Source organism: Rhodococcus sp. ACPA1 (assembly GCF_002300195.1).
In the GTDB taxonomy this organism is placed as follows: Bacteria; Actinomycetota; Actinomycetes; order Mycobacteriales; family Mycobacteriaceae; genus Rhodococcus_F; species Rhodococcus_F opacus.
Genome location: NZ_NSDX01000001.1, coordinates 1,356,859 through 1,369,838, shown reverse-complemented (window position 1 = coordinate 1,369,838; position 12,980 = coordinate 1,356,859). Strand labels below are relative to the sequence as shown.

The following is a 12,980-nucleotide window of genomic DNA, read 5'->3' as shown; positions in this document are numbered from 1 at the left end:
GCGAGCCTCCTCATATGTCTGTCGGGACGTAAGTCAGGGTAGTACTCGGACCAGACCGTGAAACGGCCCTGACCAAAAGATCTCTGGTCAGGGCCGTGTGCATCGGATCAGGCCTCGGTGGAGGGTGCCTCTGCTGCGGGGGCCTCGGCAGCCGGAGCCGCCTGTGCCTCAGCTGCGGGAGCGGCCTCTGCGGCGGGCGCAGCCTCAGCGGCGGGCGCTGCCTGCGAGAGCAGTTCCTGCTCCCACTCGGCGAGGGGTTCGCCGGCGCCGGCCTCGGGCTTCGCGTCCTTGTCGGCGCTCAGTCCGGCACGGGCCTGCACGCCCTCGGCCACCGCAGAAGCGACGACCTTGGTGAGCAGGGCGGCGCTGCGGATGGCGTCGTCGTTGCCCGGGATCGGGTAGTCGACGAGGTCGGGGTCGCAGTTGGTGTCCAGGATCGCGATGACCGGGATGTTCAGCTTGCGAGCCTCGGCAACGGCCAGGTGCTCCTTGTTGGTGTCGACGACCCACACCGCGGAGGGGACCTTGGCCATGTCGCGGATACCACCGAGAGTGCGGTCCAGCTTGGTCATCTCACGCGTGAGCATGAGGATTTCCTTCTTGGTGCGACCCTCGAAGCCACCGGTCTGCTCCATCGCCTCAAGCTCCTTGAGGCGGAGAAGACGCTTGTGGACGGTGGTGAAGTTGGTGAGCATGCCGCCGAGCCAACGCTGGTTGACGTAGGGCATCCCGACGCGAGTGGCCTCGGCCGCGATGGACTCCTGGGCCTGCTTCTTGGTGCCGACGAAGAGGACGGTGCCGCCGTGGGCAACGGTCTCCTTGACGAACTCGTACGCCTTGTCGATGTACGTCAGCGTCTGCTGCAAGTCGATGATGTAGATGCCGTTGCGGTCGGTGAAGATGAAACGCTTCATCTTCGGGTTCCAACGACGGGTCTGGTGACCGAAGTGCGTGCCGCTGTCGAGCAGCTGCTTCATTGTTACGACAGCCATGGCTGTGTATCTCTCTTTCATTGCCGGTTGATGCAGAGCATCTCGAGACGCTCCACCCTGGCGCCCGCAGACCATCGGACTCACACCGAGATGCGAGACCAGCCGATGGCCGATAACCTGCGCGGGCGCGCGAAGTCGGACTGTGGGAGCACAGACCGCTCGATCAGTGTACGGCCTCCACGCCGAACGCCCTAACCGCCCCTGCCACACCGCGGCCCGCGGCCGCGCGTGCAAGGGTCTTGCGGGATCTGTGGACAAAGCGCGTTCGATCCACATTCTCGACCGCTGCCCGTTCATCGGCCCGGACGTGCGGGATCGTTCATCCATGACGAAGTTCGGGGCGATTCTGCGGGCGCTCACGGCGACGGCCACGGCGTCGACGCTGCTGACCGCCGCGGCGGCCTTCGCCCCGCCCGCCGATGCCGCGCCGAGCGGCGACTTCGACTGGCCGCTGCACCCACGACCGCGGGTGGTCCGGGCGTTCGACAACCCCGAGCACGACTGACTTCCCGGCCATCGCGGCGTGGATCTGGGTGGCGTGCCCGACGAGGCCGTCCTGTCGGCAGGTGCGGGTGTAGTGGTGTTCGCCGGCACGGTGGCCGGCAAGCCCGTCGTCTCCGTCGACCACCCGGGTGGGCTCCGCACCACGTACGAACCGGTGACCGCCCGGGTAACCCCCGGGCAGCACGTGGGCCGCGGGACCGTCGTCGGCACGCTCGAACCCGGGCACCCGGGCTGCATCGCACCCGTCGCCGCGTGCCTGCACTGGGTCTTCGCCGCGACCGCGAATACCTCGACCCGCTCAGACTCGTCCGCGCGGCTCCGGTACGGCTCGAACCCGTCGGCGGCTAGCGCCACTCCGCGACGGCGTGCCTGCCTGCCGACTCCGGGAAGTCGTCCCCGACCATCGCCGCGAGTTCGACGAACGCCTTTTGCGTCGCGGGACGCAGCAGATCCAGATCCACCACCGCACCCTCGGCGAGGTGCTCGTCGAACGGCACCACCTTCACGGCCCGGCACCGGAGCAGGAAGTGATTGGTCAGTTCCGTCATGTCGATCGTGCTCGAGCCGGGCCGGGCGGCGCTGATCACGACGACCGTCCGCGAGACCAGGTGCCCGTAACCGTGGTGCTGCAACCAGTCCAGCGTGGCGGCGGCACTGCGGGCGCCGTCAATTGCCGGCGAGCTCACCAGCACCACGGAATTGGCGAGTTGCAGAACACCGTTCATCGCCGAATGTATGATGCCGGTGCCGCAGTCGGTGAGGATGATGGTGTAGTACACCTGCAGGATGTCGATCACCCGCCGGTAGTCGTCCTCACTGAACGCCTCGGAAATCGCCGGGTCCTGTTCACTCGCGAGAACCTCGAGACGGCTCGGCGCCTGCGACGTGTGGGCCCGCACATCCAAGTAACGCCGGATCGTCGACTCCGCCGCGATGAGATCACCGACGGTCGAATGCGCCTGCAGCGGCACGCGCTGCGCGAGTGTCCCGAAGTCGGGGTTGGCGTCGACGGCGATCACGCAGTCGCCGCGCAGTGACGCGAACATCGATCCCAGCCCGATCGTGGTCGTCGTCTTGCCGACGCCGCCCTTCAAGGACAGGAATGCAATTCGATAGTCCCCCTGGATCGGCTGCCGGATGCGGTCGAGCAGTGGCGCATCGCGCGCCTCACCTGCCGACTCCCCCGGATTCACCGATCCCCCGTGAGCCGGTGCAGTCCGCGCCGCCACCCTCGGCTCGGCGCCCTGCGTGCCCGTTTGAGGAGAGCATCCGCCACCAGATCCTGACTGGTCACCTGATGCCGGCTCGGCTCGGGGGCGGGACCGTCCCAGGATTGCTGCCCCCACGGATCTGCCGCGGTGTCACTGTCCGTCGCGACCGCGGGCCTGCCGACGTGCAACCAGAGGTCCACGGCGTCGGCGGCCGGTTTCCCATACGGCACGGAGCGCTCCTTGTCTCCCTTGCCGATCACACGCAGCAGCCACTGTTCGCGATCCACCGAACCGAGGTCGAGGCCGCACAGCTCCCCCACCCGTATTCCCGTCGCATAGAGCAGTTCCACGATGAGACGGTCGCGCAGGGCGATCGGATCGTTCTGCTGCGCGCCCGATCCGGCGGCATCCATCACGCCGGCCGCCTGCGACTGCCGCAGCACCGGGGGCCGCGTGCGGTGGGCCTTCGCGGCACCCAACCGGGCGCCGGGATCGGTGGCGATGCGCCGGGTCCGCAGCAGCCAGGGTGTGAAGTTGCGCACCGACGACGTCCGCCGGGCGAGGGTCGTCCGGGCGATGCCGGCCGCGGACTGGCCCGCGAGTCACGACCGCAGCACTTGGATGTCGAGCTCGCCGAGGTGTGCCTCCGGTGACGTCGACAACCAGTGCTGCAGCAGCGACTTCGCGTCCGCGACGTACGCCTTCACGGTGTGCTGCGATCGGCCGCGATCGAGCCCGAGATGCCGCGCGTACTCGTCGAGTACCAGCTCCAACGGTGCCGGCAGGTCGCTGCTCGTAGAGGTAGCAGTCGACTCGGGCGGGAGATAAATCAAGCAGCCGCGCCGCTAGAGTTCTTTTGTGCAGCGAACGATCTCCATCCCGATGTTGTGTGTCCTAGCGTTACTGTCCGCGATCGCTCCGCTGGCCACCGACATGTATCTCCCCGGTCTCCCCCTGATGACGGAGAGCCTGAACACATCCGCGCCGAGCGTGCAGCTGACGTTGACCACATTCATGGCCGGGCTCGGCATCGGTCAGCTCGTCGTGGGACCGCTGTCGGACGGCCTCGGACGCCGGCGCCTGCTGATCGGCGCCACCGTCGTCACGACCCTCGCCGCGATGGCGTGCGCTCTCGCGCCGACCGTCGAAACCCTCATCGCTGCACGACTTTTCCAGGGGCTGAGCGGTGGCGCGGCGATCGTGCTCGCACGCGCCTGCATTGCCGACCGGGCCCGCGGAGACAGCGCCGCCCGGCTCTTCAGCATCATGATGATCATCGGCGGGGTCGCGCCGGTCGTCGCGCCGCTGATGGGGGGCGCCCTGCTCGGGCCGGTCGGCTGGCGAGGGATCTTCTGGGTTCTCACTGCCGCCGGTGTGGCGATGTTCGCGGGAGTGCTGATCCTGGTCCCGGAGACGCTTCCCGTGGAGAACCGGCACGGCGGCGGGCTCACTGCACTGTTCCGGAACGTGCGCTACGTCGTCGGCAACCGTGTCTATCTGGGTTACGCGTTCACGTTCATGTTCGGGTTCGTCGCGCTCTTCTCGTACATCTCCGCGTCCCCGTTCGTCGCGCAGAACGTCCTCGGGCTCAGCCCGGGGCAGTTCTCTATGGTGTTCGCGGTGAACGCGGCGGGCATGGTGGGCGCCGCGATCGTGAACACGCGGCTCGTGGGCACATTCCACGCGCGGCAGCTGCTGGGTTTCGGGGTCACGCTGCTCCTGGCAGCGGGCGTCGTGCTGCTGCTCGCCGCGACGCTGATCGATTCGCCGCCCTGGTGGGCGATCCTCATTCCGCTGTTCGTCTCGGTGTCGAGCATCGGTTTCGTCATGGGCAATGCGACGGCGCTGGCTCAGGGTGAGGTGACCAAGGCGTCCGGCACCGGGTCCGCGCTCCTCGGTGCCGGCCAGTTCGGCCTCGCCGCGGTGGTCTCGCCGCTCGTCGGCATCGCCGGCCCCGACACCGCGGTTCCGATGGCCGTCGCGATCCCGTCGGCGGGCGCCGTGGCGATGCTGTCACTGCTGGTGCTGACGCGGCGGACGCACATCTCGTAGCGCGTCCGCCGCAGTGAGTCAGCGGGAGGCACCGTCGCTCGCGGCGAGCTCGGACTTCCACACCCGGAACCCCTCCTCGGTGCGACCGCGACGCCAGTAACCGGAGATCGACGCGGCCGACGCGGGGACGCCCCGTTCCTTGCGTACGTAGGAGCGCAGGTTGTGCATGACTGCCTGCGCCTCACCGTGAATGAACACCTGCGCCGTTCCGGGCAGCCACGCGGTGTCGCGCACCGCCGCGACGAGGGGTGCGTTGTCCCCCGACGCGTCTTCGCCGATCCGGTCCGACGTGTCGCCGCGGTGGATCCACGTGACGTCGACGCCTGCGGGCGAGCCGAAGACGATTTCGTCCTCGGGGCCGGCGACCTCGATGATCACCCGTCCGACCGCCGACGCGTCCAGCTTCTCGACGGACGCCGAGATGGCGGGGATTGCGGTCTCGTCTCCCGCGAGCAGGTACCAGTCGGCTGCCGGGTCCGGCGCGAACGCGCCTCCGGGGCCGCGCAGCCGGAGCACGTCGCCGGCCGCCGCGGACGCCGCCCACGGTCCGGCGACACCGGCGTCGCCGTGCACCACGAAGTCGATGGCGATCTCTCGCTTCACCGGATCCACCGACCGGATCGTGTACGTGCGCAGGACGGGCTCTTCGGGACCCCCGAATTCGAGTTTCGCGTACGCATCGGTGGAGGCATTGGGAACGAAGCTGTCGAATCCCGGGTCGCCGAGGAATACCCGCACCATGTGCGGGGTCAGCCATTCGGTCCGGAGCACGGTCAGTGTCGCAGTCGGCTTTGCCACAGGCATCTCTCCAATGAACTCAAGTTGGTTAGTGTTACCTAACTACGGTACAGGAGTGACTACCGACGGCGGTCAGAGCGGAATCAGGTGGTGCTTCTGCTCGCCGCGGGCGGAGTGCTTGTCGCGGAGCAACGTCAGCGCCCGCCGGATCTCGAGCCGGGTGGCGGACGGTTCGATCACCGCGTCGATGTAGCCGCGCTCGGCGGCCGAATACGGTGTCGCGACGTTCTCGTTGTAGGCGTCGACGAGTTGCTGCCGCATCGCGTCCTGTTCGTCGCCGGCGGCTTCGAGTTCGCGGTGGTAGAGGAGACTGATCGCGGCCTCGGCGCCCATGACCGCGATGCGTGCGGTCGGCCACGCGAAGTTCACGTCGGCACCGAGTTGCTTGCACCCCATCACCGCATATCCACCGCCGTAGGACTTGCGGACCACCACAGTCACTTTCGGCACCGTGGCCGCCGCGAACGCCTGCAGGAAGCGGCCGCCGCTGCGGAGCACACCGTTCCGCTCCTGTTCCAGCCCGGGCAGGAAGCCCGGCGTGTCGACGACGAACACGAGGGGAATCTCGTAGGCGTCGCAGATCCGCACGAAGCGGGCCGCCTTGTCCGCGCTGACCTGATCCAGTGCCCCACTGAGAAATTGCGGCTGGTTGGCCACGACTCCGACGGATCGCCCGTCCACCCGGGAGAATCCGGTGATCACGTTCGGTGCCGTCTGCGCGGCGAGTTCGTGAAAGTCACCGTCGTCGAAGATGTTCAACAGCAGGTCTTGCATGTCGTAGGCGGCGTTGTCCGCGTCCGGCATGAACTCGTTCAACGCCAGATCGTTGTCGGTGATGTCGGGTTCGAGGCCGGGGTTCACGATCGGCGCCTCTTCGTGCCTGCTGGACGGGAGGAAGCCGAGATACTCCCGCACCCAGGCGAACGCCGCCTCTTCGCTCGGCGCGACATGGTGGACGTTCCCGTTCTCGGCCTGAGCGCGGGCGCCACCGAGTTCGTCGAGGGTGACGTCCTCGCCGGTGACGGATTTGATGACTCCGGGACCGGTGACGAACATGTACGCCTGCTCGTCCACGGCGACGACGAGATCGGTGTTGATCGGTGCGTACGCCGCACCGCCCGCACATTTGCCGAGGAGGATCGAGACCTGCGGGCACACTCCGGACAGCGGGATCTGGCGGCGGCCCATCTCGGCGTACCAGGCGAGCGACGTGACAGCGTCCTGCACGCGTGCGCCGCCGGAGTCGTTGATGCCCACGCAGGGGCAGCCGATCCGCGCCGCGAACTCCATGATCGACGCGACCTTGCGACCGAACATCTCCCCCACGCTGCCACCGAACACGGTGTGGTCGTGCGAGAACACCGCCACCGGACGTCCGTCGACAGTTCCGTGGCCGGTGACGACGCCGTCACCGTACGGGTTGTCGGGGGCTCCCGGGTTCCTCGCCATCTGTCCGACCTCGATGAAACTACCGCGGTCGAGCAGCATCCGGATCCGTTCGCGGGGTCCGGGCAGGCCTTTCTCCGCGCGGCGCGCGATCGCCCTCGGGCTCCCCGGATTCAGCGACTGCTCGAGCCGAACCTCCAGGTCAGCGAGCAGTTCCGCCGTGGTCCTAGTCATGTGAGATTCCTCCTCAAGACGCCCCCGAGCAGACTGCACTCCCGGAGCGCCGGTAGTTCCCTCATCGGAGACCGTACGTGCACCGACCGGGCCCTATGGGTGAGCCGACTGGACTCTAAGTACCCACGACGGGCACAACTACCCCCTCCGGCACAACGCTGTTAGGACTCACAGACTCGATCAGGACTCGATGTCGGTCCGCGGCGTGCTCTCAGTTAGTGCTAAACCGCCGGCAAACGAACATGGCCAACCGCGCCAGGCGGACAGGGCGATCCGGGGATGACGCGGGCGGATGGGCCGGCAAATAGCTCCGCTACGAGCCGGACGCCATCAACAGGCTCAACACCTGCGCGACGAAGTTCCGCCACAATTCCTCGGTTGACCCCATATCTCACTCCTTCATGCAGTTGTGAGGTGCGCTATATGAAAGTTTCTACCCCAACCTGTCGTCGATCAGTCGCTTCGACTCGCACTACAGACACGCGAGCACGATGAAGTGTGCGCCGAGCGGACTCTCGAAGGGCTCGAGGTCTCACCTCTGCCGCGACCAGCCGGTGTCCTAGGATCCGACGAAGCACTCCGTCACGCCACCTGCGTCACCGACATCGAGCGACCATCGTCGTGCTCGGATCGGGAGACCCCATGTAGCCTCCGACCAGCTGGTACTACAACTTCGTCAACTGGTGGAATCAGTTCTAGGAGACATTATGATCGGCGTCGTGTTCGATCTTCCGGTGTACTGGCTTGCTAGTGCCCTGCGACCAGGCAGCGTTCAATCGAACATGGAATCATTTCTAGCCCAACCGAATCGAGCGGGCACCACCTCAGAATGAGAAAGATGCCGACCGGCCCGAGTCCCGCCGCCACTCGACGACCAGCAACCGGATCCTGCGCTGTGTCGCTACTTGTGCGCCACAGCAGCGTCTACGTAGATCTCATACTATCTGCCACTGGTGTGGCAGATGTTGGAGATAGACGTGTGTCACGGCTACCCGCATCACTTTGCGGTGGTGTGGGTTTGACCGTGTCCCACACCGACGCTTGTGGTGCAGGAACATGCTGTTTCGGATTCACCCCCATCCGCTGTGTGACGGTGGGCAGGCTGTGGCGGACCCGGCGGTGCCGCGGTCTGCTCGGGGTGGGAGCGTGTTTGTCGCGCGATGGCCGTACCGGCGCGTGTTCGGCGACCCGGACCGCGGGCATCTGCCCACGCCGACGAGTGGCCTTGCCTCGACCCAGCAAGGCGCGTTTGGCCAAGTTCACACCGGCTACATGGTCGCGGTTGCCGCCGACTCGGCAGCGGGAACACCACGCGGTGTGGTAGCCGCCGGGGCGGGCAAGTGGTTCGTCGCAGCCCGGGCACCATGCAGAGGATCCTCGGGAGGGCACCGAGACCACTGTTATGCCGGCACCGGCGGCGGCGTGCGCGAGCGCAGCGGCGGCTTTGCGGCGGGCTGATTGGGCGGCCCGGTTGTTGTTGACCCGCCCGTGGTCCCGAGTCTCGAGGGTTGTGAGATCCTCCACCGCGATCACCTGCGCGTGAGCGGCGCTGGCGTACTCGGTGGCCTGGCGGGCGAAGTGGAACGCCAGTTCCCGGTTGATCCATCCACGCTTGGCACCCACCGCGGTGCGGTGCTCGTTCAGGACGGCGATCTTTGCCTCCAACTCAGCGCGGACCTGGGGTGGGGCGGTGGCGGCCAGTCGGGTCAACCGTGCGGCCTTGGCGTGCAGCAGCTGGCCTTCGGCTTGCAGGCGCGCGAGTTTGATTCCGAGGCCACGGTCGTCGTAGGTCCAGCCCCGGTAGTCCGACACCAGCCCGTCAGGGTGGTCGGTGGTGATGGCGGCGGCGCCGAGCGTGGACGGGGACCAGTCGACCCCGACCGCAACGGTCGCCAATTCCAGGTCGCCTGCGGAGACGAGTTCCGTCGCGGCGCACCGCCACAACAGGCCCTTCCGGTCGAGGATGAGGGTCGGCAGATGCCACTCGATGACAGGCCGGCCGTGCAGGTGGTTGGGGATGGCGGCGGTCAGCCGCACCCGCCGCCACTGCGCCCGCCCCGCCGGGAACGGGCTGGTGGGCAGCTTCACCGTCAACACCAGCTCACGGTCTGTCACGGCGATCTGTGCGAGCTGCCGATCGACAGCCGACAGTCGGGCCATCGCGGCCATCCGGGGCGGTTCCTGCACGTCGGTGATCCGCAATCGGGTCGCCTGTGCCCCGTCGGTGCGGCGGGCGTGTGCGATGAGCTGGCGTCGTACTCCTCGAGCAAAACCCGGTGGCACGTAGTCCGCCGGTTCGGTCGGCGGCGCCACAGCCCCGGTGGCCGGGTCGAATCGAGCGGACAGTGCCGTGATCGCGGTGTCCCGGTGCGTCAGGGTCCGCAGGGTCGCCATCACCTGCGCGGTCACCACCCGCGTGACCCGCGACGGCACGTAGATACCGTCCGGATAGTTCGGGTTCCAGCCGAGGCGGGCCGCGGCGACATGCCCCTGTGCGGGCAGCTTGCGGTCCTGGCGGTCCAGGCCGGCGGCGAGCACATCGAACGTCGCCGGCTGCCACAGCCGCGACACCAACTCGGCGCCGGCCGCGGTGATCAGGTCGAGGAGCCACCCCACCCGGGTGTCGACGTCGTCGAGGCCGATCGGCTCACAGGTAGCGTCGTCGACCGCCGTGTACGCGCGGGTGGTGAACGCGAACTGCCGCGGCGCAGTCGATCCCGGCCCGGTCAATGCCGGGCACAATTCACGATCGGCGAGCACCTTCGCGTTCCGAGAAGACCTGAGATCGCCCGAGATCTCATCGGTTAACCCTGTTCCAGCCGTGCGGCGGCGTCGCCCCGAAGCCGGTGTTGATACTGTTTCGACCGCAGCTGAGAGAACCGGCCGGACAACGATGCCAGCAACGCCATGACGTCCTCCATCAAACTCCCCCAAGCGATGTGCCGCGCTTGTCTCGCAGGATCTCGACTGTAACGCCGACCTCCGACATTTAGCCTCGGAGGGAGTCCGCAGGCGGGCCGAACGTCCGACCGGGACACCTGGTGATCCCTGGCTTTCTGAGTGGTCGTCTGCGGGCTCGGTGTCTGATCGGGCGGTGTCCTTGTTCGGGAACTTGGAGCCGGCCGGTAGGCGTGGACTCCTGCTTAGAGAATGTCTGGGCCGTGGCCGCGATGGTCAGTCACCTGGTGAACAGGGATGTGGACCGACAGGAGCAATGACAATGGCATTGACGTTGGGGATCGACGTGGCTGTCCGGGCGGAGCATCAGGCAACGCTCGCCCGTGATGGTGCCACGGTATGGCGTGGCCGGAAGTTCTGGACACGGCCGGCCGACCTGGAACGGTTGTGGGCGGACTTGGACCTGCCCGATCCGGCCGAGCTGACCGTGGTGGTCGAGCCGACCCGGAACGCGTGGATCGTGTTGGCGGAGTGGTTCCGTCGCCACGGTGCACGCGTGGTGATGGTCCCGACCACCCAGTCGGCCGACCTGCGTAAGTACTACTCCAAGCACACCAAGAACGACCGGATCGACTCCGAATTGCTCGCCGGCTGCCCTTGCTGCACCCCGAAGGCCTGCGGGAGTACTCCGGGCAGGGGCCCCGCCCACTCGCTGCGACGACTGGTCAAGCAGCGCTCCACGATGGTCAAGCGCCGAGTCGCGGTCTATGCCCGGCTCGATGCGTTGGTCGAGTTGCTCGGGCCGGCGTGGTACGCGGTACTCGGGTCCAACTACGGCGCCGCGGCGCTCGAGTTCCTTTCCCGCTATGCCGATCCGCATGCCGTGATCCGGTTAGGCCGAGCGCGGCTGACCAGGTTCCTGATCGCCCGGTCCCGCGGTGCGTGGCGCGACGATCACGCCGCCGGGCTCATCACCGCGGCCCGAGAGACCCTCGCCCTGTGGGGCACCAGCGACGGGTCTGACGGGATGGACTTCGCCGAGCTCGCTGAGGACATCGCCCACGAAGCCGAACAGGCACTGTTCCTGACCCGTCAGATCAAGCAGATAGACGAGCGAGTCGCGAACCTCTACGCCGACGCCGACCCGGCCGGCATCGTTGCCTCTGCTCCCGGCGTGGGGGCGGTGATCAGCGCGGTCATCGCTGGACGGATCGGCGACCCGCACCGGTTCACGTCCCTTGCCGCGATCCGCGCGTACACCGGTCTGGTTCCCAACGTCAGCCAGTCCGGGGTGAGCAAGGTCGAGTCCTCGATCACCAAGGCCGGGGATCCGCTGTTGCGTGAGATGCTGTGCACCGCTGCCGACCAGGCCCGCAGGGTCGATCCCCAGTTCGCGGCGAAGTACCAGCGGTTGATGGTCGGCGACCGGCACCACGAGTCCGCGATCTGTCATCTGGCCACCCATCTGGTCACCCGGATCGCCGCCTGTATGCGTGCCGGCCAGCCGTACGCCTTGCGGGACGTCGACGGCACGCCGATCACCGAGGCCGAGGGCCGGGCGATCGTCACGGCGCGCTACAAGATCGACCCGCGGCGGCGCGACAACGTCCGATACCAGCGGATGCGTGAGCGCCGCAAGCAGGCGGCGGGCCAGGAGTCCCAGGAGTCCCAGGAGTCGCGATGCGCTCCAACAGCCCAGCCCGCCAAGACCAAGCCTACGAGCCGCCATGTGGCTTGACCTGCGCTAGGAACTCAGATAACGCTCGATCCACGCCACCGGAGAACCGCGCCAACCGATCCCGCCACACCACCCGCGCCTCTCGCACCGCTGTCCCCGCCCCGGATTCCAGGAAGATTCGCTCGAAGTGGGCGAACGAATTGGGCTGTGCATGAAGTGTACGTTGTGGACAACTCGGCACCTTGCAGGAAGTGTTCACTCCAAAGGCCCAGGACAGGCCGGTCAAGCCTGCAACTGAACGGTCAGCCGACAGCGGGCATCCATCGGCGCGCGAGTGACGCCACCCAGTCGGCGGCCGCAACGGGTTCGTCGGGTGGCGACTCGACGAGGACGAGTTCGTCGACTCCCGCATCGGCCAGCGCCTCGACGTCGGAGGGGTCCACTTCCCGCAGGGCGACGGCGAGACGCAACTCCGCGACGTCGCGCCCCGCGTCCCGGCACAGTGCGTGGATCGTCCGGATCCGTTCAGTGACGGCGTCGACGCCGTCCAGGTTGAACCCGTACCAGCCGTCGCCCCACGCCGCGACCCGGCGGAGCGCGGCGTCGCTGTTGCCCCCGAGCACGACCGGAATCCGGCGATCGCGCACGGGTTTCGGATTGACCCGCACCGAGTCGACACGGACGAACTCACCCTCGAACGTCGCGATGTCGTCACGCCACAGCGTGCGCATCGCCGCGACGTATTCGGCGGCGCGCTCGCCACGGCCCTCGAACGGAATGCCGAGCGCAGCGAATTCTTCCCTGGACCAGCCGATGCCGACGCCGAGCGTCAGCCGGCCACCACTCATCAGATCCAACGTGGCCGCCTGCTTGGCCATGAGGACGGGATTGTGTTCGGGCAGCAGCAACACACCGGTGGCGACGCCGATCGTGTGGGTGGCAGCGGCGGCGAAGCTCAGCCCGATCATCGGGTCGAGCCAATCCGCGACGGCGGGGACCGCGATCCGGCCGTCGTCCGCGTAGGGATACCGCGACTCCGACCGGTCCACCATCACGACGTGCTCTCCGGCCCACAGCGTGGCGAATCCGCTGTTCTCGGCGGCAACCGCGACCGAGTCGATCACCGCGCGACGAGCGCCGGTACCGATCCCGAGTGCGTGCAACCCGAGGCGCATCGGCCGATCGTCTCACAGTTGCCCGGTCGACGTGGCTCACTTCCGGGACGCT

General features: G+C 67.6%; 8 protein-coding genes and 2 pseudogenes. 3 read left to right on the top strand and 7 right to left on the bottom strand.

Annotated features, from left to right (window positions below; all coding sequences use genetic code 11):
* Positions 1-107: 107 nt before the first annotated feature.
* Complete coding sequence (gene rpsB / locus CJ177_RS06090) at positions 108-992, bottom strand: 30S ribosomal protein S2 (protein ID WP_005259344.1); 885 nt, start codon at positions 990-992, stop codon at positions 108-110.
* A gap of 250 nt (positions 993-1,242) precedes the next feature.
* Here rpsB and CJ177_RS06085 point away from each other — a divergent pair.
* A pseudogene (locus CJ177_RS06085) lies at positions 1,243-1,844 on the top strand (M23 family metallopeptidase).
* Here CJ177_RS06085 and CJ177_RS47930 read toward each other — a convergent pair.
* A pseudogene (locus tag CJ177_RS47930) lies at positions 1,841-3,120 on the bottom strand (tyrosine-type recombinase/integrase). The pseudogenes CJ177_RS06085 and CJ177_RS47930 overlap by 4 nt on opposite strands.
* Before the next feature lie 189 nt (positions 3,121-3,309).
* Entirely contained in the window at positions 3,310-3,540 is a 231-nt protein-coding gene (locus tag CJ177_RS48100; protein WP_197436410.1) for a site-specific integrase, read from the bottom strand.
* Positions 3,541-3,589: 49 nt separating this feature from the next.
* Between CJ177_RS48100 and CJ177_RS06075 the strand changes: the two genes are divergently transcribed.
* Positions 3,590-4,759, top strand: coding sequence for a multidrug effflux MFS transporter (locus CJ177_RS06075; RefSeq protein ID WP_061701007.1), 1,170 nt, complete (start codon positions 3,590-3,592; stop codon positions 4,757-4,759).
* Positions 4,760-4,777: 18 nt separating this feature from the next.
* Here the strand turns inward: CJ177_RS06075 and CJ177_RS06070 are convergent, their stop codons facing one another.
* The 3 genes from CJ177_RS06070 to CJ177_RS06060 form a co-directional block, all read right to left on the bottom strand.
* On the bottom strand, positions 4,778-5,557 hold the full coding sequence (locus CJ177_RS06070) for a siderophore-interacting protein (protein WP_061046002.1): 780 nt from the start codon (positions 5,555-5,557) through the stop codon (positions 4,778-4,780).
* Positions 5,558-5,629: 72 nt separating this feature from the next.
* Positions 5,630-7,177, bottom strand: coding sequence for an acyl-CoA carboxylase subunit beta (locus tag CJ177_RS06065; protein WP_061046001.1), 1,548 nt, complete (start codon positions 7,175-7,177; stop codon positions 5,630-5,632).
* A 924-nt stretch (positions 7,178-8,101) separates the two neighbouring features.
* Complete coding sequence (locus CJ177_RS06060; RefSeq protein ID WP_095867459.1) at positions 8,102-9,907, bottom strand: zinc ribbon domain-containing protein; 1,806 nt, start codon at positions 9,905-9,907, stop codon at positions 8,102-8,104.
* Between the two features lie 490 nt (positions 9,908-10,397).
* On the opposite strand from CJ177_RS06060, the gene CJ177_RS06055 reads away from it, so the two are divergent.
* On the top strand, positions 10,398-11,813 hold the full coding sequence (locus CJ177_RS06055; protein WP_231914196.1) for an IS110 family transposase: 1,416 nt from the start codon (positions 10,398-10,400) through the stop codon (positions 11,811-11,813).
* Positions 11,814-12,055: 242 nt separating this feature from the next.
* On the opposite strand, the gene CJ177_RS06050 is transcribed toward CJ177_RS06055, so the two are convergent.
* Positions 12,056-12,928, bottom strand: a complete 873-nt coding sequence (locus CJ177_RS06050) for an LLM class F420-dependent oxidoreductase (protein ID WP_061042890.1) — start codon at positions 12,926-12,928, stop codon at positions 12,056-12,058.
* Positions 12,929-12,980: the final 52 nt, after the last annotated feature.